Origin of the sequence: Streptomyces pseudovenezuelae (genome assembly GCF_029892565.1) — a bacterium.
Classification (GTDB): Bacteria; Actinomycetota; Actinomycetes; order Streptomycetales; family Streptomycetaceae; genus Streptomyces; species Streptomyces pseudovenezuelae_A.
This window is the reverse complement of the sequence record NZ_JARXVH010000001.1, coordinates 128,712-149,077: the sequence shown is the minus strand read 5'-3', so window position 1 is coordinate 149,077 and position 20,366 is coordinate 128,712. Positions and strand designations below refer to the sequence as shown.

Annotated in this window: 18 protein-coding genes and 1 pseudogene; 12 read left to right on the top strand and 7 right to left on the bottom strand. The window is 68.5% G+C overall.

Annotation, left to right across the window (positions count from 1 at the left end):
- Nucleotides 1-41: 41 nt before the first annotated feature.
- Both M2283_RS00695 and M2283_RS00690 read right to left on the bottom strand, forming a co-directional pair.
- The gene (locus M2283_RS00695) at nucleotides 42-566 is read right to left on the bottom strand and encodes an Ohr family peroxiredoxin (protein ID WP_280873914.1); all 525 of its coding nucleotides are present in this window, start codon (nucleotides 564-566) and stop codon (nucleotides 42-44) included.
- A 150-nt stretch (nucleotides 567-716) separates the two neighbouring features.
- Nucleotides 717-1,613, bottom strand: a complete 897-nt coding sequence (locus M2283_RS00690; protein ID WP_280873913.1) for an RNA polymerase sigma-70 factor — start codon at nucleotides 1,611-1,613, stop codon at nucleotides 717-719.
- 811 nt (nucleotides 1,614-2,424) lie between these two features.
- Between M2283_RS00690 and M2283_RS00685 the strand changes: the two genes are divergently transcribed.
- Together M2283_RS00685 and M2283_RS00680 are read left to right on the top strand one after the other, a co-directional pair.
- Nucleotides 2,425-2,796: a cupin domain-containing protein gene (locus tag M2283_RS00685; protein WP_280874669.1), complete on the top strand. Its 372-nt coding sequence runs from the start codon at nucleotides 2,425-2,427 to the stop codon at nucleotides 2,794-2,796.
- 388 nt (nucleotides 2,797-3,184) lie between these two features.
- Nucleotides 3,185-4,351, top strand: a complete 1,167-nt coding sequence (locus tag M2283_RS00680; RefSeq protein ID WP_280873912.1) for a ferritin-like domain-containing protein — start codon at nucleotides 3,185-3,187, stop codon at nucleotides 4,349-4,351.
- A gap of 190 nt (nucleotides 4,352-4,541) precedes the next feature.
- Here M2283_RS00680 and M2283_RS00675 read toward each other — a convergent pair.
- From M2283_RS00675 to M2283_RS00660, 4 genes and pseudogenes are all read right to left on the bottom strand, one after another.
- Nucleotides 4,542-4,705 (bottom strand): annotated as a pseudogene (locus M2283_RS00675) (PIG-L family deacetylase); the annotation flags it as partial.
- 117 nt (nucleotides 4,706-4,822) lie between these two features.
- The gene (locus M2283_RS00670; protein ID WP_280873911.1) at nucleotides 4,823-5,296 is read right to left on the bottom strand and encodes a carboxymuconolactone decarboxylase family protein; all 474 of its coding nucleotides are present in this window, start codon (nucleotides 5,294-5,296) and stop codon (nucleotides 4,823-4,825) included.
- Nucleotides 5,297-5,980: 684 nt separating this feature from the next.
- The gene (locus tag M2283_RS00665) at nucleotides 5,981-6,931 is read right to left on the bottom strand and encodes a phosphotriesterase family protein (protein ID WP_280873910.1); all 951 of its coding nucleotides are present in this window, start codon (nucleotides 6,929-6,931) and stop codon (nucleotides 5,981-5,983) included.
- Between the two features lie 84 nt (nucleotides 6,932-7,015).
- Nucleotides 7,016-7,720, bottom strand: coding sequence for a GntR family transcriptional regulator (locus tag M2283_RS00660; protein WP_280873909.1), 705 nt, complete (start codon nucleotides 7,718-7,720; stop codon nucleotides 7,016-7,018).
- A 245-nt stretch (nucleotides 7,721-7,965) separates the two neighbouring features.
- On the opposite strand from M2283_RS00660, the gene M2283_RS00655 reads away from it, so the two are divergent.
- The 8 genes from M2283_RS00655 to M2283_RS00620 all read left to right on the top strand — a co-directional run bounded on the left by M2283_RS00655 (nucleotide 7,966) and on the right by M2283_RS00620 (nucleotide 17,601).
- Nucleotides 7,966-8,745: an SIS domain-containing protein gene (locus tag M2283_RS00655; protein ID WP_280873908.1), complete on the top strand. Its 780-nt coding sequence runs from the start codon at nucleotides 7,966-7,968 to the stop codon at nucleotides 8,743-8,745.
- Entirely contained in the window at nucleotides 8,742-9,434 is a 693-nt protein-coding gene (locus M2283_RS00650) for an SDR family oxidoreductase (RefSeq protein WP_280873907.1), read from the top strand. Before M2283_RS00655 ends, M2283_RS00650 begins: the two co-directional genes overlap by 4 nt.
- A complete protein-coding gene (locus M2283_RS00645) occupies nucleotides 9,431-10,759 on the top strand; it encodes an FAD-dependent oxidoreductase (protein ID WP_280873906.1) in 1,329 nt (442 codons plus the stop codon). The genes M2283_RS00650 and M2283_RS00645 overlap by 4 nt, the downstream gene beginning before the upstream one ends.
- 188 nt (nucleotides 10,760-10,947) lie before the next feature.
- Nucleotides 10,948-11,919, top strand: coding sequence for an ROK family protein (locus M2283_RS00640; RefSeq protein ID WP_280873905.1), 972 nt, complete (start codon nucleotides 10,948-10,950; stop codon nucleotides 11,917-11,919).
- 264 nt (nucleotides 11,920-12,183) lie between these two features.
- A complete protein-coding gene (locus tag M2283_RS00635) occupies nucleotides 12,184-13,857 on the top strand; it encodes a glycoside hydrolase family 13 protein (RefSeq protein WP_280873904.1) in 1,674 nt (557 codons plus the stop codon).
- A 93-nt stretch (nucleotides 13,858-13,950) separates the two neighbouring features.
- Nucleotides 13,951-15,306, top strand: coding sequence for an ABC transporter substrate-binding protein (locus M2283_RS00630; protein WP_280873903.1), 1,356 nt, complete (start codon nucleotides 13,951-13,953; stop codon nucleotides 15,304-15,306).
- 10 nt (nucleotides 15,307-15,316) lie between these two features.
- Nucleotides 15,317-16,693, top strand: a complete 1,377-nt coding sequence (locus M2283_RS00625) for a carbohydrate ABC transporter permease (protein ID WP_280873902.1) — start codon at nucleotides 15,317-15,319, stop codon at nucleotides 16,691-16,693.
- Nucleotides 16,690-17,601, top strand: a complete 912-nt coding sequence (locus M2283_RS00620; RefSeq protein ID WP_280873901.1) for a carbohydrate ABC transporter permease — start codon at nucleotides 16,690-16,692, stop codon at nucleotides 17,599-17,601. The genes M2283_RS00625 and M2283_RS00620 overlap by 4 nt, the downstream gene beginning before the upstream one ends.
- Nucleotides 17,602-18,139: 538 nt before the next feature.
- On the opposite strand, the gene M2283_RS00615 is transcribed toward M2283_RS00620, so the two are convergent.
- Entirely contained in the window at nucleotides 18,140-18,577 is a 438-nt protein-coding gene (locus M2283_RS00615) for a prolyl oligopeptidase family serine peptidase (protein WP_280873900.1), read from the bottom strand.
- Between M2283_RS00615 and M2283_RS00610 the strand changes: the two genes are divergently transcribed.
- Together M2283_RS00610 and M2283_RS00605 are read left to right on the top strand one after the other, a co-directional pair.
- Nucleotides 18,545-19,309, top strand: coding sequence for an NAD(P)-dependent oxidoreductase (locus M2283_RS00610; RefSeq protein WP_280873899.1), 765 nt, complete (start codon nucleotides 18,545-18,547; stop codon nucleotides 19,307-19,309). The two genes, M2283_RS00615 and M2283_RS00610, sit on opposite strands and share 33 nt — an antisense overlap.
- A complete protein-coding gene (locus tag M2283_RS00605) occupies nucleotides 19,306-20,193 on the top strand; it encodes a sugar phosphate isomerase/epimerase family protein (RefSeq protein ID WP_280873898.1) in 888 nt (295 codons plus the stop codon). The genes M2283_RS00610 and M2283_RS00605 overlap by 4 nt, the downstream gene beginning before the upstream one ends.
- Nucleotides 20,194-20,366: the final 173 nt, after the last annotated feature.

Here is a 20,366-nt window from a genome sequence, read left to right as displayed (position 1 = left end):
TGTTCTGTGACAGCCACGGTCCACTCCGATCGCCTGGGTCGTCACTCAGTACGACCGGGCGGTCCCGCGATCTGTGACAGCGTGGTGGTCGTCGGCGTTCCGCGCCGGGCCATCCTCGCGTAAGGGCAGAGCGAGGCGGCCTGCTCCAGGAGCGGCGCGGCGATCGCAGGGGCGACGCCCGGCCACCTGACCACCAGGTCGACGTGCAACAAGTAGCCGCCGTCTTCCGGATTCCGGCCGAACACCACGGTTGCCCCGACGGATATCCCGGTGGGGTCGAGCACCGCCTGCCGTGCCACGAGACTCAGCGCTCCGTGGAAGCAGGCGGCGAAGGCGGCGGCGAACAACTGCTCGGGGTTGGTTCCCCGACCGTCTCCTCCCAGTTCGGCAGGCATGCGCAGGTCGAGATCGAGACCTCCGTCGTCCGAGCGAGCTCTGCCCGAAGCCCGCCCGTGTGCCACTGCTCCGCCGGTCACCGTCACCGTCGTGGTGTAGAGGGGGGTGAAGGCCTCTCCCTCGAAGTCCTTCTCGGCGGACAGACCGGGCGGTCGGATCGGCTCGGTCACCGGGAGACTCCGTTGGTGCCGCAGCCCGCTGAACCGACTGTGCTGAATGCCATGTTGTGCGCGCCTTTGCGAAGTGGGGGTATCGGATCCGGGACGACCGGTTGACCGACGAGCACCCCTTCTTGTGACGCCGAGGGCGAGCTCGCTCCCTCAGTCGGCCAGCGAGGCCACGTAAGGCTTCAGTTTCGCCGGATTCATTACCCACATGATGCGTTCGACGCCTCGTGCCGAGACCTCGACGGACAACAGGGCCACAGCGTTTCCGTCGGCCGAGACGAGGACGGCCGGCCGGCCGTTGGCGTCCACCCAGCGAACGTCCGACTGAGGCCAGAAACGGGGAGCGAAGGCGGCAAGGTACCGGGAGACACGCAGACGTCCGACGACCGGAATCCTGCTTGCCCCGCGTATCCCGTTGCCGTCGGAGTAGCTGACTACGCCCGCCGTGAGAACGTCCTCGAGCACGGACAGGTCGCCGGTCTGTGCCGCGGCGAGGAACACCTCCATCAGCCGCCGGTGCGCAGCAGGGCTGACGGGCTCCCGGCGTTCCGCCGACAGGCGCTTGCGGGCACGGCTCACCAGCTGGCGCGTATTGGCCTCGCTCGTCTCCAGCATCTCCGCGATCTGCTGGTACGGGTAGTCGAAGGCTTCCCGCAGAATGTAGGCAGCCCGTTCCACGGGGTTCAGCTTCTCGAGAAGGAAGAGAACCGCCAGGTCGATTGCCTCGGCCCGCTCCGCGCCCAACTGCGGATCCGCCCTGGTGTCGACCGGCTCCGGCAGCCAGGGCCCGACGTACGACTCACGCCGCACCCTGGCGGACTGGGCGACGTTGATCGCCAGACGGGCGGTGGCCGTGGCCAGGAACGCCGCCGGCTCGCGAACGGCGGCGCGGTCGGTGTTCTGCCACCGCAGCCACGCCTCCTGGAGGATGTCCTCGGCCTCCACAGCGCTGCCGAGCACGCGATACGCGATGCCGAAAAGCCGGGGACGCGCCGCCAGGAAAACCCTCGCTGCCTCGTCGAGGGAGTTTGTGTCGTCCCCGGCGCCCATACGTGTCCTCCAGCTGAACGTCCCCCATGCTGCAAGCGCTTGCCCGCGGTGCAGCGATGGCCGACGCTAGCAGTCGGCCCGTGTCATCGCCGGTGAATCGTGCTGCCAGGACGGTGGCATCGGCCCGTTCCGGCAGCGGGGGAAAGCCGTACTCCTCCAGTTCGCCGATCACCTTCGCACGGGAGGCCGGCCAGGGCGCATGACGCGACCTGGGGTCGAGACAGGCAACGGTGTTGTGGCATATGGCCACGTCGGATACCCGGTGCAGCCCCGCCTCGTCGAGCAGATGAGGGTGCACGGTGACCCGCGACCTCAGGTCGGCGCTCAGGGACGCGAGGCGCGTCATCAGCGGAGTACGCATGGCACGTGCGGGCTCGACGGCGCGCACGGGAACCTGTGACTCCATGAGGCTCATCAGCGCATGGCGGCCTTCCTGGAGATGGGAGGAGGGGAGGAGGTCACCGCGGCGCGAGCCGCTGGGCGGGTCTCTTCCCGTCCGTTGCCGTCCATCGCCCCTTCACCCAGGACAGTGGGCGCGCCGATGTTGTGACACCGCCCAACGACGCCCCGCACGTTGAGCGGGCTTCGCGAAGGTGTGGATGCGGTCCGTTCGTGTCACAGATCCACCGTGCACTCGGTCATCACTGGGAAACGGTCATGGGACCTGGACGCGCCACCACGCGTGTGGCCAACGGTGTGCCGATCCCATGACGCTGTGGACTCATGGAGGTGGAACACGGTGTCGAACAAGGACTCAGTGCGCGGGACCGGCGTGGAGCCACGGTCGGAGGGGTGGAAGACGGCGGCGAAGATGTTGCAGGACGCCGCACCGATCTCCATCCCCGAGGGTGCCTCGGCGATGACCATTCATGTCGAGTGGGAGCCCGGAGACCCGGGAACTCCGCCGCACCGCCACTCGGGGCCGGCGTTCGGGTACGTCATCGAGGGTGCGGTCCGTTTCGAGCTCGAGGGCGAGCCCGAGCGCGTGGTCGAGTCCGGCGGGACGTTCTGGGAGCCAGGTGGCGACGTGATCCATTACCAGGACGGCAACGCGCTGACTGATGCGCGGACCCGGTTCGTCGTGACCATGATGTGCGCGCCGGGCAAGCCCATGCTCGAACTGGTCGATGAGCAGGAACTGGCCCAGCGGGCCCACCTGCGCGCCCCGCGGCCCACCGACTGACTTCCTGCTGCCTGCCCCCTCACAGGCCGGTTGTGAACGGTGCCCATCCGCTCCGTGGGAGGGCGTGCCAAGGCATGAGTGCCACCGATGTTGTGCACTGCATTGCGCGCCACTGACCGCCCTCACCATCCGGACCGCGCATGATGCGGCCGAATCAGCCGGGAACATCGACATGGGGTGGCCTCGGGCGCCCGGAACTGTCACGGATCGCATGGCTGCACGGTCTTGGTCGGTGACCGGACATCACCGTGTGTCCCGGCGGACGAAGCGGTGTCATTGCCGTCATCACCGCGAGACAACGCTCACTGGAGTCCCACGGCATTGACCGCCTGTCGGGGCGTGCCTCAGCTGTTGATTCGCCGCGAACGGGTCTGGACACCACCGGACCATGCGGTCAGCCGCTCAGCGCATCGAACGCCAAGAGGCCGGTCTCCGCACTTCTCGCTCGCGCCCACCCTCTTCGACAACCGAAGTGAGAACGTCTATGAATAACCCAGAACAGCTCGACATCGCCGAGGCGCCTTCGACCCCACGGATCGCGACAGTTGAAAGCCTTCGCGAGCACTTTCAGTGGGCGATCGAACTGGAACACGCCACTCTGCCGCCCTATCTCTGCGCCCTCTACTCGCTCGACCCGTCGCGGAACCCGGACGCCGTTCAGGTGGTGGCCGGCGTCTTCATCGAGGAGATGATCCACCTGGCGCTCGCGGCGAACCTCCTCAACGCGGTCGGCGGGCAACCTCGCCTGGACACACCGCAGGTGCTGCCGCCCCATCCCCGACCCCTGCCGCATGGCGACCGCTCGCTGGAGTTGTCACTTGTTCCGTTCGGCTCGGAGGCATTGGAGATGTTCCTCCGTCTCGAACAGCCGGCGCAGCCCGGTGCCCCGGCCGAGGGCGACAACTACGAGACGATCGGGCAGTTCTACGACGCGATAGAAGAAGGGCTGCGGCACCTGTGCGCTGAACTCGGCGAACGGGAGGTCTTCTGCGGTGACCCGGCTCGTCAGATCACCGCCGGGCCTTTCTCCCACACGGGCGGACAACTGAACGCGATCACCGATCTCGCTTCTGCCCTGGCGGCACTGGAGGAAATCGTCGAGCAGGGCGAAGGCACGGCACGCGGCCAAGTCTGGGACGGTGACCAGGACATCTTCCACCCCGACCGCGATGAGGTTTCCCACTACTACCGATTCCAGGAACTCAAGCTGGGCCGGCGATACCGGCGGGGTGACACGCCGCAGTCCGGCCCGACGGGTGAAGCGGTCGCAGTCGACCTCGCCGGTGTCCGTCCGATGCGCCCCAATCAGCGGATGGCGGATCACCCGGCGGGCAGTCCGATCCGTACGGCCCAGGAGGACTTCAACCGGGCGTACTGCGGACTGCTCCATCTACTGGAGCAGTCGTTCAACGGCAGTCCGAAGAAGCTCGGAGCCGCTACCGGCATGATGTATGCGCTCAAGGCACAGGCGCAGGGCCTGATGGAGATGCCCGACGGAGACGGCACAACAGCCGGACCGACCTTTGAGTACGTCGAACCCGAGTCCGACGTGTAGAGGCGCGACGGCAGGGTCAGACTGACACCGATCAGCCTGCCCCTGCCGTCGGTTCCTGGTCACGGAGTCCGCAACAGGAACGCGACCTTCGGTTACTCGACGAAGTAGGAGCGCCCTGCAACACCTGCAGGAAGTCACGAGGCCTGGCGAATGGCGTCCTTGTCGGCTTCGCCGATATTGATCGCAGTACGACGGCGTGGGTGGGGTTCGGAGAGTTGGCGACGGCTACCACCGCACGCCGTTCCAGGGCCGCAGCTCCTGCTCGGCCAGTTCCCGGAAGATCCAGCGGGTGCCCGCGCCGGCCGCCACGTCGAGGACGGCGCGCCCCACCGCCACGTGGTCCGGGGCGTTCCAGACAGGATGTGACCCGTGTTACTGAAGTCGGCCGTCACATTCCGATGGTCCGTCTCCGCGCCACGGGTCGGGGCGGCGCGGAGACGGACCGTACGGGGTTGGCCCGGGAGGCGCCGACTAGCCGAACTGGCCGGGCTGGTAGTCCCCGGCAGGCTGCTGGTTGATGACATTGATGCGGTTGTAGGCGTTGATGACGGCGATGAGGGAAATCAGCGCGACGAGCTGGTCCTCGTCGAAGTACTTGGCGGCGTTCGTCCAGGCCTCGTCGGTGACACTACCGGCTGCGTCGGCGATGCGGGTGCCCTGCTCCGCCAGCTCCAACGCGGCGCGCTCGGCGTCGGTGAACACCTTGGCCTCCCGCCACGCCGCGACCAGATGGAGGCGTTGCGGCGTCTCCCCGGCGGCCGCCGCGTCCTTGGTGTGCATGTCGGTGCAGAAGCCGCAGCTGTTGATCTGGCTCGCTCGAATCTTCACGAGCTCCTGGATCGTGGCCGGCAGCGATGAGTCCGAAACCGCTTTGCCGGCCGAGTTGATGTGCCTCAGCACCTTTCCCGCGAGGGGGTGGCTGAAGTAGTTGAGACGCGATTCCACGGTGATCTCCTTGCCGTGATTGCGGGATACACACCGTTGACCGGTTGCCTCGGTGATGTGTGACAGGAGGCTGCCGGGTATGACGCGCGTCTCATCCCACCCGCTCGTTGCCAGCGGCTCCAGTGAAGGCGAATTCCCCGGCAGGAGCTCAACGTCACGCGCCTCGCACTCGAAGCACTGACCAACCAGGCATCGGCGCACGGTGGTTCAACACCGCGCACACCGCCGAGAACCACCTGCGCACCCTCTTCACGAAGCTCGATATCAAGAGGCGCACTGAGCTGAACACCGAGCTCGCCGAGCTCACCGGAATCACGGTCATCAGCGGAAGGCGCCTCGTACGGTGACGAGGCTGCCCAGCGGAGGCCAGAGTTCACAGACTCCTTTACTCGGCCGAGTACGCTGAACACTGACCTCGAACTGGGGGTCAAGGGGTCGCAGGTTCAAATCCTGTCGTCCCGACGGTGTGAAGGGTCTTCACAGGCGAGAGCCTGCGGGGGCCCTTTCGCATGGGTCGGATTCCGGCTTCGAGGCTGAGCATGCCGCTCATCGGCAGTTTTACTCGAAAGCCGACGAAGAGGCCGTTGCTGGGTTTGGAGAAGATGACCGCAGGTCCGTCGGAGGCCTGGTCGCGGTTCCTGCGCCGAAAGCTCCTCTGCGACTGCGTACGTCACTTCAAACCACTCACGTGGCGGAGGACTCTTTGGCCAGCAGCGCCTGGGGGGCATACCGCAGCACGGTCTCGACCGCCTCGTGGCCCAGACGCCGACGCAGCCGCGGGACGAAGTCCCTGCCGAGCACGTCCATGCCCGGCCCGCCACCGTAGGCGCTGAGGGAGGACTTGCGTCCGACGTCGGTCCCCAAACAGATCTGGCCCAGTTTGCCGGCCTCGGCCATGCGCTCGATGAGGCCGAGGACAACCGAGTCCGGCCGGTACTTGATCCGCCCGATCGTGTCGTAGACGAGGTACGCGCCCCGGGCGATCAGGTCGAGGTGGAGTTCCGGATCGGGGTTGCGGTCGGTGTGGGCCAGCAGGACCCGTCCGGCCGGGACGCCGTGCTTGTCCAGGAGGTCCAGGGCGGCGTGCGCGGCGGTCCCGATCTCGGTGTGCACCGCCACGGGCACTCCCGTGCTCCGAGCCGCCGCCGCTCCCGCGGCGAACCAGCGCTCCTCGTGGCGGTCGATCCGGTGGTACGAGGCTCCGAGTTTGATGATGCCGGCCTTGTGGGGGCTTGGTATGGGGCGCGGAAAGGCCCAGTCGTGACTGTCCATGCCAACCCGCAGGTCGTCCAGGAGTACGTCGAGAAGCGTCTCGTCGTCGGCGTGGCGGGCCCAGTGGGCGGCCGGATAGTGCGCGCTGCGGTGGAAGCCGGTCGCGGCGACCACGTGGATCCCGCTCGTGCGGGAGGCCTCGGCGAGTTGGCCTGGGTGGCGTCCCAGGCCGACCGGTGTCAGGTCGACGACGGTACGAATGCCGCTTGCCGCGACACGCAGAAGCTCGGCCGCCGCCTTGTCCGTGTCGAGAAACTCGTCACCCGGGTTGACCGGGGTGCGCAGGAAGACGTGCTCGTGAGCATCCACCTCGCCGAGTTCGTGAACGGCGACAGGCCCCAGGACGGTCTCGACGACAGGCAAGGCTGTTTCTCCTTTCGGGTACCGCCCTCTTCGGTGCCCCTGCGAGGGGATCCGGCACGCGACCGGTGGTCCGAGCCGAAGCGGCTAGGCCAGTTCGATGTGGAACACGAACCGGGAACCCGCGTAACGGGATTCGGTGAGTTCGACGGGTGTGCCGTCAGCGGTGGTGATCAGTCGGCGCTCGACAAAAATGGGCGCACCGATGGGCAGGTCCAGGAGGGCGGCGTCGTCTTCGGTGGCGATGGCCGCTATCTGCGTTCCGGTCGCGCGCGTGGGGGTGAAACCCTTGTCGGTGAGCGCCTGATGGAGCGAGCCACGGGCCAGATCCTCGCCCAACAGCCAGGCGCAGGACGGTGGCAGGACGACGTTCTCGATCGCCATCGGCTGGTCGTCGGCCAACCGCAGCCGTCGTACATGAACGACGTTGGACTGGGGCGCGAGCCTGAGCGCGGTGATCTCCTCCTGACTGCCCACGCGCAGTTCACTTGTCAGGACAGTCGATGACACGGTCATGCCGCGCAGGGCCATCTCCTCGGTGAAGGAGCGCAGTTGGCCCATCTGGCGGTGGACCTGCGGTTCCCCGACGAAGGTGCCGACGCCGGAGATCCGGTAGATCACGCCTTCGCCGACCAGGCGCTGGGTCGCCTGCCTGACGGTCATCCGGCTGACTTGGAACAGATCGCACAGTTCCGCGTCGGACTCGATCTGGTCTCCGGGGTTCAGCCCCGCGATCCGACTGCGGATGTGCCGTTCGACTGCTTCATGTCGCGGCATGGGCCGCCGAGCCACGATTTCTCCTTTGTCTATACCGGTATACGCCTTGCAGCATAGGCCGTCTCTCGGTATGCGTCCACACCTGCCGCGCTCGATCGGAAGCGAAGATCAGCAAGTTCTGATGCTTGACGTGGTGCCGGTCGTCACCCTAGCGTCCGACTTGTATTACCTGTCTAGACATACAGCGACCTTCACTTCATACCCAGGGCCCCGCATCGCGTCGGGCCCGTCTCTTCCCTCGCACCGAGAGGTTTCCGCACGTGCCATCGTGGATCCGTACCGCAGTCGGGATCGTCGAGCAGATTGCCGAGTCCCAGGCCGGCGCCATCGAGGCCGCGGCCCAGATCGCCGCCAGGTCGATCGCCGACGACGGCGTCGTCTACACCTTCGGCACCGGTCATTCGCGCATGCCGGTGGAGGAGTTCTTTCCCCGCTACGGCTCCTACCCCGGTTTCCAGCCGTTGGTCGAGCTCTCGATGACGTTCCACACCCAGGTGGTGGGGGCCAACGGACAGCGGCAGGCGATGTTCATCGAGCGTGTCGAGGGGCTCGCCGACCAGATCTTGGCCAACTTCCGACTGCGCCCTTCGGACAGCATGTTCATCTTCAGTGTCAGTGGACTCAACGCCGTCCCCATCGAAATGGCGATGGGCGCGAAGAAGGCGGGCCTGCCGGTCATCGCGGCCACGTCGCTGCAGGAGACGCATGCCGCAGAGGCGCGGCATCCGAGCGGATCCCGGCTCGCCGACCACGCCGATGTCGTGATCGATCTGGGCTCGCCGGTCGGCGACGCCATCTGCCGGGTCCCCCGCCTGGACGTTCCGGTCGGCCCGGTCAGTACCTTCACCGCGATCGCCGTGGTCAACGAGATCAAGGTCCGGGTCGCCGAGCTGCTGGCCGAACGGGGCGCCATGCCGCCGGTCATCACCAGTTCCCGCCTGGTCGGCGCGGACCGCAGCAACGAGCTGTTCGAGGGCGCCTACCTCGAATTCGCCCGCCGCTCCGCCGCCGCTCTACGTACCGCGGACGGTGCACGGTGAAGCGCCTGCTGGTGGCCGGCGCTCAGGGCGGAATCGGCGCCGCGTGCGTCAACGCGGCGCGGGCCGCCGGTGCCCAGGTCTTCGAGGCCGACCGCGACACGTACGACGTCACCGTGTCCGCGGGTGCCGACGCGGCTGTGGCGCGAGCAGCCGAGGCACTGAACGGGCTCGACTGCATCGTGCACGCGGTGGGCATGTCCGGCCGGCGTCTCGGAGACGGGCCGGTGGACGAGTGCAGCGACGAGGCATGGCACGAAGTGCACCGGGTCGATCTCGACTCGGTGTTCTATCTGCTGCGCGCAGGCCTACGGCAGTTGTCCGGCTCGGGCGGGTCGATCGTCGTCATCGGCTCGGCCCTGGCGAGCACACTGGACGAGGACTTCCTCACTGCGGCCTACGCCAGCGCGAAGGGTGCCCTGGTCCCCCTGGTGCGCTCGGCCGCGTTCACCGGAGCCCCCAAGGGTGTGCGCGTCAACATCGTCGCGGCCGGCCTGGTGGACACCCCGATGGCCGCACGCGCCATGACCGATCCCGCGATCCAGGACCGGATGCCGCGGCTGATGCCGCTCGGTGCGCGGGCCTGCAGCCCCGACGAGATCGCCGACACCGCCCTGTGGCTGCTGTCGGACGCCTCCTCCCGCACCACCGGTGCGGTGGTCCCCGTAGACGGAGGGTGGCACCTGCGGTGAACAGCGCACGCATCGGTCAGGCGGAGGCCGAGCGGCATCCGCTGCTGTGGGACGGCGATGTGGTGGTCGTCGGCGGCGGGTCGGCGGGCTCCGCGGCAGCCGTCGCGGCCGCCCGTCGGGGCGCTTCCACCCTGCTCGTGGAGAGCGCCGCTCACCTGGGCGGCACCGGGGCAAGCGTCCTGGACACTTTCTACGGTTTCTACGCACCCGGCACGGGCGATCGCGTCGTCGGCGGCGTCGGCTGGGAGGTGTGCCAGGCGCTCACCGATCGCAAGGCGGCCTTCGAACGCCCCAACACCTACGGCGCGGGCACCGGCATCACCTACGATCCCGAGACGCTCAAACTCGTGTGGGACGAACTCACCGGCTCTGCCGGGGTGCGGGTCCTGTTCCACGCCCGTGCGTCACGGGTGGTGATGGAGGGGGAGAACGTCCTCGGAGTGGTCGTCGAGACGGTCGCCGGCCCCGGGCACATACGCGGCAGGGTGGTCGTCGACGCCAGCGGCGACGCCGACATCGTCTGGCGCGCGGGCGCGGCGCTGGAGCGGCCCGCCGAGGACCGCGTCGTGCAACCGCTCACCCAGACCTTCCGGCTCGCCGGTGTCGACGCCGCGGCGACCCCGACGGCGGAACTGCACCGGCTGATGTCTCTGCACGCGGACTCGGGAGCGTACGAACTGCCCCGGCGCGAAGGGTCCGTCCACCGGACCACCGAACCCGGGGTCGTCCACACCAACGTGACCCGTGTGAGCGGCGTCGACCCGACCGACCCGTGGCAGCTTTCGGCAGCCGAGCAGGAGGGACGCCGCCAGGTCGTCGAGTACACACGGTTCCTCAGAGAACAGGTCCCGGGGTATGAACGGGCTTTCCCCATCGCGTCCGCACCGCGCATCGGTGTGCGGGAGAGCCGCCGCCTGATCGGCGAGTACGTCCTGGGCAGGGAAGACGTCCTGACGGCGCGTCAGTTCGAGGACACCATCGCGCTCTGCGGCGCTCCGATCGAGGACCATGCCGCCGGGCAGCGGACGATCTGGCAGTACGTCGGCTCCGGTGACCGGACGCCCACCGGCCGCACCTACGGTGTGCCCTACCGATGCCTGCTCCCTCGCGGGGTCGACGCTCTGCTCGTTGCGGGCCGGTGCCTGTCGGCCACCCATGACGCCCACGCCTCGGTCCGTTCCATCGGGCAGTGCATGGCGATGGGGCAGGCCGCGGGGACGGCGGCGGCGCTGACGGTCGCCGCCGGATCCCGGCCCCGCGATGTGGACGCCGTCGAACTGCGTGAGCACCTCACAGCCGACGGCGCCCTGCTCTCACCCGGCTGAACCCCACTTCCGAGTCAAAAGGCTAGACAGGTCGTTGGCCTCCGCTGACGGCCCAGTCGAGGGCATCGTCGCATCGAACCAACCGCCAGGCTTGCAAATTCTTTACGTCCCGACTGATTGACTGAACGATTCGCGGCGGCCTAGCTTCCAATAAGTCTATACAGGCAGTACTGATCAGGGAGATCGCAATGGTCGCGACCGGGAGCGGTCCTCGCCCCGCAGGGTCCGCCCTGGGGGTGGACATCGGGGGCACGAACATCAAGTGGGTGCACCGCGCCGACGCGGCCGTCGTCGCGCGGGGCACACTGCCCACCCCGGCCGCCGGGCCGGCGCAGGTCGCCGCCGCCATCGCCGAGATCGCCGCCGCGCGCACCGTCGAGGCCATCGGCGTAGCACTGCCCGGCCATCTGAGCCCGGACCTGCGCTCCACCACCACGATCCCGAACATCGACGGCGACTGGCAGGGCTTCCCGCTGGCCGACATGCTCGAGCGCGCGACCGCGAAACCCGTCCTGCTGATGAATGACGCGCGCGCGTTCGCCTCGGCGGAACTCGCCCTGGGCGCCGCGCGCGGCCACAGCGACGTGGTGTTCATGACCATGGGCACCGGGATAGGCGGTGCGATCGCCCTGGGCGGCACCGTCCTGCGTGGTCCCGGGGACAGGATCGGCGAGATCGGGCACATGACCGCCGCGCCCGGCGGTGACCGTTGCGGATGCGGGGCCCGCGGCTGTCTGGAGACGGTGGCGGGCGGCCGGGCGCTGGCGACCGCCTGGTCCCGGGCCCTCGACTCTCGCGGGACCGGGAACCAGGACCGGTCGGCAACACCCGAGGACCTGGTCCAAGCCGCCCGGTCGGGCGACACCACGGCCCGGAAGATCCTCGACACCGCCGCCACGGCCGTGAGTACGGCGCTGGGGAGCGTACTGGCCCAACTCGGCCTCTCGACCGTCGTCGTGGGCGGCGGGGTCGCGCCCGCCTTCGACATGATGCGGCCGGCCGTCGAGCCGGTCCTGCGTGACCGTTGGCGACTGATCGGGCCGGTGACGCTCCTGGCCGCCGCGCTCGGTCCGTACGCCGGCGCAATGGGGGCGGCCCTGAACGCCACGGCGCAGCCCCTCGTCGTGCCTTCGGCGCCACCTCGGTTATCGGCGATCTGACGGCCTTTCGCACCCGTCAGCGGGCGTCGCCGCCCCGCGAAACGGCCTTGCGTCCCCGCCGGCGGGCGGTCCCGTCCGTCGACGCGGCGGCGACACGGCTCCGCCCACCGAAGGAATTCGTGCCCCTCAGCTCCCTCGCCCCTCCTGCCAAGCCGCCTCCCCACGCGCCTTCCGTGGCGCAGGATCCGGCGCTCTGTCCTCCGGCCGTCGTCCGCCCCGCTCGGCGGCCGGTTTCCATCACGCCCATCCCAGGACGGTTTCCCGATGATCGACGCGTTCGTCGACGACGGCCCGGTACAGAACGAACCGCGCCCCTCCGAGCGGTCCGAGCACACCGCGCAACAGCAGTGGTGGCGCACGGCCGTCATCTACGAGGTGTACGTCCGTAGCTTCCTCGACAGCACCGGGGACGGCATCGGTGACCTGGCCGGTGTCCGTGCGGGCCTGCCGTACCTCAAGCGACTCGGTGTCGACGGCATCTGGCTCAACCCGTTCTATCCCTCGCCGCAGTACGACCACGGCTACGACGTCGCCGACTACTGCGACGTGGACCCGGTCTACGGAGACCTGGCGGAGTTCGGCCGCCTGGTGGACGACGCGCACCGCCAGGGGTTCAAGGTGCTCATCGACATCGTCCCCAACCACTGCTCCAGCAAGCACCCGTGGTTCCTTCAGGCCCTGGCCGAAGGCCCGAAGGGCCAGGCCAGATCCCGCTTCCACTTCGCCGAGGGCCGCGGCACAGGTGGCGAACTGCCGCCCAACAACTGGCACTCCATGTTCGGCGGACCCGCCTGGACCCGGGTCACCGAGCCCGAGGGGACGCCGGGCCAGTGGTACCTGCACCTGTTCGGGCCGGAGCAACCCGACCTGAACTGGCGTAACCCCGAGGTCGGCGGCTACTTCGAGCAGGTGCTGCGGTTCTGGCTGGACCGCGGTGTCGACGGGTTCCGCATCGACGTGGCCACCGGCCTCTTCAAACATCCCGAACTGCCGGACTCCCCGGACCCGGCAGCCGACGCGCGGGCCCGCGACACGGTCAACCCCCTGGCGTGGAACCAGCCGGAGACGCACGGTGTCTGGCGCACCTGGCGCGCCGTCTGCGAGGAGTACACCGCACGGGACGGCATCGACCGGCTGCTCGTCGGGGAGGTGTCCGTACGTACCCCGGCCGAGCAGGCCGCCTATGTCCGCCCGGACGAGCTCCATCAGGCGTTCTTCTTCCACATGTTGACGGCCCCATGGGACGCCGCCGTCTTCCGCCGGGTCATCCAGGACGCCCTGCGGGACATCGCCGACACCGGCTCGACCATCACCTGGGTGCTCAACAACCACGACCAGGTCCGCACCGTCACCCGCTACGCGGCCGCGGCCCGCGCCCGCGCCGCCGCGCTGCTGATGCTCTCGCTGCCCGGCGCCGCCTACATCTACCAGGGCGAGGAGCTCGGTCTGCCGGAGGTCGTCGACCTGCCGGACGAGGTGCTCACCGACCCGATCTTCCACCGCAGCGGCAGCCGCGTGGGAATCCGCGACGGCTGCCGCGTACCACTGCCGTGGTCGGGGCACATGTCCCCGTTCGGTTTCACCTCGGGCGAAGGCGTCGCCAAGCCGTGGCTGCCCCAGCCCGCCTGGTTCGCCGCGCACACCACCGAACGGCTCATGGCCGACCCCGGTTCCTTCTGGCACCTCTACCACGACGCGCTTCGGCTGCGCGCGAGCCTGCCGTCGCTCGGCAACGGGACGCTGCGCTGGCTGGAGTCCCCGTCGCAGGTCCTGGCCTTCGTCCGCGGTGACGGGCTGGTGTGCGCCGTCAACTTCGGCGCTGTCCCTTGTCCCGCCCCGGTCCCCGGCACGCCGCTGCTCGCGAGCGGTCCCTGCTCGCCCGGGACCCTCCCCGGCAGCACCGCCGCCTGGTGGGCGGCCGACAGCCTCACGGGCTGACCCCGCTGTCCCTCGCCACAGGTTCCGTCCGTCGTCACATCTTCCGTTTCCGTCGCTACATGTTCCTTCCGTCTTTCACAAAGGAGTGACCCGATGAATGGCAGAGCGGCAGCACTGACGGCCGTGGCCGTCCTGGTGATGGGGGCCGCCGGGTGCGGCTCCTCGGACAACGGCGCCTCCGGCACCCCGGCGACCACCGGCGCCAAAGACGCCTCCACACTGAACCTGCCCGATCTCCACGGGCAGGAGGTGGAGGTGGCGGGCGTCTGGACCGGCGCCGAGCAGAAGAACTTCCTCAAGGTACTGGCCCGGTTCGACAAGCTGACGGGAGCGAAGACCACCTTCGTGCCCACCGGCGACAACGTGTCGACCTTCGTCGGCAGCAAGATCCAGGGCGGCTCTCCGCCGGACGTGGCTCTGCTGCCCCAGCCCGGCGTGCTCCAGCAGTTCGCCAAGGCCGGCTGGCTCAAGCCGCTCCAGCCGGCCGTGACCAAGGAGTTGGCCCAGAACTACAGCCAGGCCTGGCGCGACCTGGGCACGTACAAGGACAACCAGTACGGCGTGTTCTTCAAGGTCACCAACAAATCCCTGTTCTGGTACAACACCGCGGCCTGGGAGCAGGCCGGACTGACCGACACCCCCACCACCTGGGAGCAGTTGCTCAAGGACGGTCAGACACTCTCCGACTCCGGCACTCCTCCGTTCTCCATAGGCGCCGCCGACGGCTGGCTCGTCACCGACTGGTTCGAGAACATCTACCTCAGCCAGGCCGGCCCGGCCATGTACGACAAGTTGACGAAGCATCAGATCAAGTGGACCGACCCCTCGGTGACCAAGGCGCTGACCACGCTGGGCCAGATCTACGGCAGGCCCGATCTGATGGCTGGAGGCACACGGGGCGCGCTGCAGACCGACTTCCCCACTTCGGTCGACCAGGTCTTCGCCAAGCCGCCCAAGGCCGCGCTGGTCTACGAGGGTGAGTTCATCGCGACCAACATCACCCAGGAGACCACGGCCAAGGTCGGCACCGACGCCAAGGTCTTCCCCTTCCCTGCCGTGGACGGCGGTAAGGCACCAGTGCTGAGCAGCGGCGACGTCGCGGTCGCTCTCAAGGACGGCGAAGGCGCCCGGGCGCTGATGCGCTTCCTCGCCTCCCCGGAGGCGGCAGAGATCGCCGTTCAGCAAGGCGGTTTCCTGTCACCGAACAAGGCAGTCGGCTTCTCCAACTACCGCGACGCCACGGTACGGAACATCGCGAAGAACCTGATCAAGGCCGGCGACGACATCCGGTTCGACATGTCCGATCAGGCACCGGCCGCCTTCGGCGGAACGAAGGGGCAAGGAGAGTGGAAGGACCTGCAGGACTTCCTGGCCAAGCCCTCCGACGTCGCGGGCGCGCAGAAGCAGCTCGAAGCGGACGCCGCGAAGGCGTTCGCCAAAGCGGGCTGAGGCAGCCGTCATGTCACAGACCCTTACCCCTCCGTCCCCCGCCGCCCCCGCGGCGGCGGGGGCACCCGCCCACCGCGGGAGGAGGACGCCCCGAGGCCGTACGTGGATCGCGGCGCTCTTCCTACTGCCCGCGCTGATCCTGCTCGGCGCGCTCGTGGTGTATCCGATCGTGTGGTCGGTGATACGCAGTCTCTTCGGCCCCGACGGCTTCACCCACTACGTCGGACTGTCCAACTACACCGGCATCTTCACCGACCACCAGACCCTCGTCGCCATCAAGAACAACGCGATCTGGGTCGTGGTCGCACCCGTCGCGGCCACCGGACTGGGCCTGATCTTCGCCGTGCTCACCGAGCGGATCCGCTGGGGCACCGCCTTCAAACTGGTCGTCTTCATGCCAATGGCCATCTCCATGCTGGCCGCCGGCATCATCTTCCGGCTCGTCTACGACCAGGACCCCGGCAAGGGCGTGGCCAACGCGGTGGCAACCGGCGTCCACGACACCTTCTTCAAGGCATCGGCATACCCCGGAGCGCACCCCAGGGTGGCAGGCCCCGGCAGCACCCTGACCGGCCCGGTCGGCGGCCCCTACACCGGCAAATCCGTCAGCCCCGGTGACGGTCCGGCCGCGCTGGCTCTGGTCGGAGTCCAGCCCAGTACTCTGACCGGCGCGACGCAGGCCGCCGAGCCGAGCGCCTGCCCGTCGGGAGCCTTGTGCGGCACGGTCTGGCTGGACTTCCAGCCGGGCGGCGGCACCCCCGGGAAGATCGACCGGGGAGAGAAGGCGCTGGCCGGCGTGCGGGTCGAGGCTGTGCGCGACGGGCGCGTCCTCACCACGGTGACCGCGTCCAACGACGGCACATTCACTCTGCCCGCTGCCCGTATAGGCGCCTCGCCGATTCAACTCCGCCTGCCCGCGACGAACTTCACCGCCCAGTACGCGGGCGTCAACTGGCTCGGCCCTACCCTCGTCACCTGGTCGATCATCGGCGCCTACGTCTGGATGTGGACCGGCTTCGCCATGGTCCTGATCGCTGCCGGGCTGGCCGGGATCCCCCGCGAACTGCTGGAGGCCGCGCGTGTCGACGGCGCGAGGGAGTGGCAGGTCTTCCGCCGCATCACGGTGCCGCTCCTGGCGCCGGTGCTGGGTGTCGTACTGGTCACGCTGGTGATCAACGTGCTGAAGATCTTCGACCTGGTGTACGTCATCGCACCCGGCGCCAGTCAGCAGGACGCCAACGTGCTCGCCCTGCAGCTCTACCTGTCCTCCTTCGGCGGCGGCAACGACCAGGGTACCGGCAGCGCGCTCGCCGTACTCCTGCTCGCCCTGGTCGCGCCGGTCATGTTCCTCAACATCAAGCGGTTCCGAAAGGAGAAGTCACGGTGACAACCCTTCAGACCGCCCGGGCCGCGCAGACCGCCCGGTCAGCCTCCGGCCGCACGGGACCGGGCGCTGCCACCCGTGCGGCTCGCCGGCTCGCCGGCGGATCCACACGGCTGGTCCTGCTGGCTGTCGCCCTGTTCTGGCTGCTGCCCACCGTCGGTCTGCTGCTGTCCTCGCTGCGCGGGCCGCTGGACATCCAGTCGTCCGGCTGGTGGACGGTCCTCACCAAGCCCGCGCAACTGACCCTGCACAACTACACCAACCTGCTGGACAACTCGACGATCACGCATTCGTTCCTGAACAGTCTGCTGATCACCGTCCCTGCCACGCTACTGGTCGTGGTCGTCGGCTCACTCGCCGGATATGTCTTCGCGTGGGTCGAATTCCCGGGCCGGGACTGGGTTTTCCTGCTCATCGTCGGCCTGCTCGTGGTCCCCCTACAGGTCGCGCTGGTGCCCATCACCAGCCTGTTCGGGAAGCTCGGGATCTTCGGCAGCATCATCAGCGTCGTCCTCTTCCACGTCGCTTTCGGCCTGCCGTTCGCGATCTTCCTGCTACGGAACTTCTTCGCGGGTATCCCACGCGAACTGCTGGAGGCCGCCCGTCTCGACGGGGCGGGCGAGTTGTGGCTCTTCCTCCGAGTGGTGGTTCCGCTGGGCGGGCCCGGGATAGCTTCGCTCGGCATCTTCCAGTTCCTGTGGGTCTGGAACGACATGCTCGTCGCGCTCATCTTCGCCGACCCCGGCTCGGCCCCACTGACCGTGGCCCTGCAACAGCAGACCCGCCAGTTCGGCACCAATATCGACGTCCTGTCCTCCGGCGCCTTCCTCTCCATGATCATCCCGCTGGTCGTCTTCTTCGCCTTCCAGCGGCAGTTCGTCAACGGCGTCATGGCGGGAGCACTGAAGTAACCTGTGCCGCTCGAAAAGGCATCGCCGCAGGTGGAGGAGAACGGTGCCGACTCCGCCGAGCCTGTCACGTCTGTCGACGGCTTCGAGATTGGGGAGGGGGAGGACCCCTGGTTGCTGACGATCAACGTCACCATGATGCGCCTACGACAGGGATAAGGATCCCGACAACCCACCAAGCCCATCTGGGCTGTTGAGGCTCAGGGGGAGTGGGCAGGGGTGGCGATCTCCGACTTGCTGGCTCTTGGCCGAAGCGAGACGTTGGGAAGAGTCAGAGTTCGTTGCGATCCCCCTCGACGAGGGGGAGGCGGTGCGTGAGGCGACGAGGCTGTCCGGCGGAGGTCTGAGTGCGCAGACCCCTTTACTCGGCCGAGTACGCTGGGCAGTGACCTCGAAGAACGACCTTTCGCACGCCGCTCACGGATCACCCAACTGGGGGTCAAGGGGCCGCAGGTTCAAATCCTGTCGTCCCGACGGTGCGAAGGGTCTTCGCAGGCGAGAGTCTGCGGGGGCCCTTTTCGTGTGGGTCGGGCAGGGCCCGTCAGGTCAGTCGCCGAGGTGCTGTCACGATGTCGCCCATGACTTCCTGGGTCGACCACTTGAGGCCGGCCTTGGGGTCGCCGCCCATGAACGACAGGTCGCCGTGGTTCGCGCCCTTGAGGACGTAGCGGGTGCTGTCGACGCCCTTGGCGCGCAGCGTGTTGTACAGGGTCAGGGTCTGGCTGGGTGAGACCAGGCGGTCGTCGCTGCCGTGGAGGATCACGAAGGCGGGGTCGGAGGAGTCGGCGTAGGTGCTCGGGTCGGCTGCCGCGACGGCACCGGGGTCGTCCTTGAGGGGCTTCTTCGTGTCGAAGGCCTGGATCTCGCAGGCCTTCTCCAGGTCGACCTCGTCAAGACCGCGGAAGGCCTGGGCGCCCGCGCGCTGCGCGCCACGACCGCCGACGAGGTGCGTACCGCGCTGGCCGACACCCGTGACCACGACGGCCCGGTCGTTCTCGTCGTCCCCGTGATCCCGTACGCCGACCTGCCCGGCGCCGGCGTCTGGTGGGACGTGGCCGAGGGCGTCTTCGCCATGGCCCTGCACCTGACCAAGCGGCTGAAGCCGCTGACCGAGCTGGTACGGGACGGTCAGTGGGCGAAGCGCAACGCCGTACCGGTCGGCGATCTGGGCGGGGCCACCCTCGGCATCGTCGGCTACGGCCGTATCGGCCGTCGGGTGGGCGAGCTCGCCGCCGCCTTCGGGATGCGGACGCTCGCGTACGACCCGTTCGGCCCGCCACCGGCCGAGCTCGCCTGTGCCGACCTCGGTGAACTGGCCGAGTCCAGCGATGTGCTGACCCTGCACGCGCCGCTCGTCGAGGAGACCCGGCATCTCGTGGACGAGCGGCTGCTGGCCCGGATCAGGCCGGGAGCGATCCTGATCAACTGTGGTCGCGGTGGCCTGCTCGATGCCGATGCCGCCCTGGCCGCTCTGGAATCCGGACGGCTGTCCGGGGTAGGAATGGACGTGTTCGACCCCGAGCCGGCCCTCTACCACCCGCTGTTCGACCACCCGGACGTCGTCCTGACCCCGCACCTGATGGGCATGACGCGCCGGGCCATGACCCTCACCTTCGTCGACGCCGCCCGCGGTGTCGCGGATGTCCTCGCGGGCCGGCCACCGGCCGCGGTCGCCAACCCTGACTGGAACCACCGAAAGGCCACGGCATGACCACCTCACCGCTGAACCGGATCGCAGGCGCGCCCATCTCCTGGGGTGTCTGTGAAGTCCCCGGCTGGGGCTACCAGTTGACGCCCGAGCGGGTGCTCAACGAGATGCGCGAAGTCGGCCTGGCCGCCACCGAGTTCGGCCCCGAGGGCTTCCTGCCCGGTGAGCCCGACGCCATGGCCCGCACCCTCGCCGACCACGACCTGCACGCGGTGGGCGGCTTCACCCCGCTGCTGCTGCACGTGCCCGGACACGACCCGCTGCCCGAGGCCGAACAGCTCCTGGCGGGCTACGACGCCTCGAAGGCCGAGGTGCTGGTCCTGTCGGCCGTCACCGGCCAGGACGGCTACGACTCCCGCCCCGAGCTGGACGCCGACGGCTGGAAGCTGCTGCTGTCCAACCTCGACCGGCTGGCCGCGCTGGCCGCCGAACGCGGCGTACGCGCCGTCCTGCACCCGCACGTCGGCACGATGATCGAGAACGGCGACGAGGTCCGGCGCGTCCTGGAGCACTCGGCGATCTCGTTCTGCCTCGACACCGGCCACCTGCTCATCGGCGGCACCGACCCGGCGGAGCTGACCCGGCAGGCGCCCGAGCGCATCGCCCACACCCACATGAAGGACGTGGACGCCTCCCTCGCCGCCAAGGTGCAGGACGGACAGCTCAGCTACACCGACGCCGTGCGCAAGGGCATGTACCGCCCGCTGGGCGCCGGAGACGTGGACGTCGAGGCCATCGTCACCCACCTCAGCGCACGCGGCTACGACGGCTGGTACGTCCTGGAACAGGACACCATTCTGACCGAGGAGCCCACCGCGAAGGGGCCCGTCGAGGACGTGTGGGCCAGCGCAGAACACCTGCGCGCGGTGTTGCGCGGGGTCGCGTAGCCCGTATACGGGCCTGATGCGTTTTTTGATGTCTTCTGAGGGATTGACCGCCCTGTGCGGGGCACCCAAGAATGCCGAGGCTATTGGGTGCCGGGTCCTTTCCAAACATGAGGAATCCAGCAAACAGAAATGATGGCTGACGAATTTCTGGCCACGTGTTGGACCACCGCGGG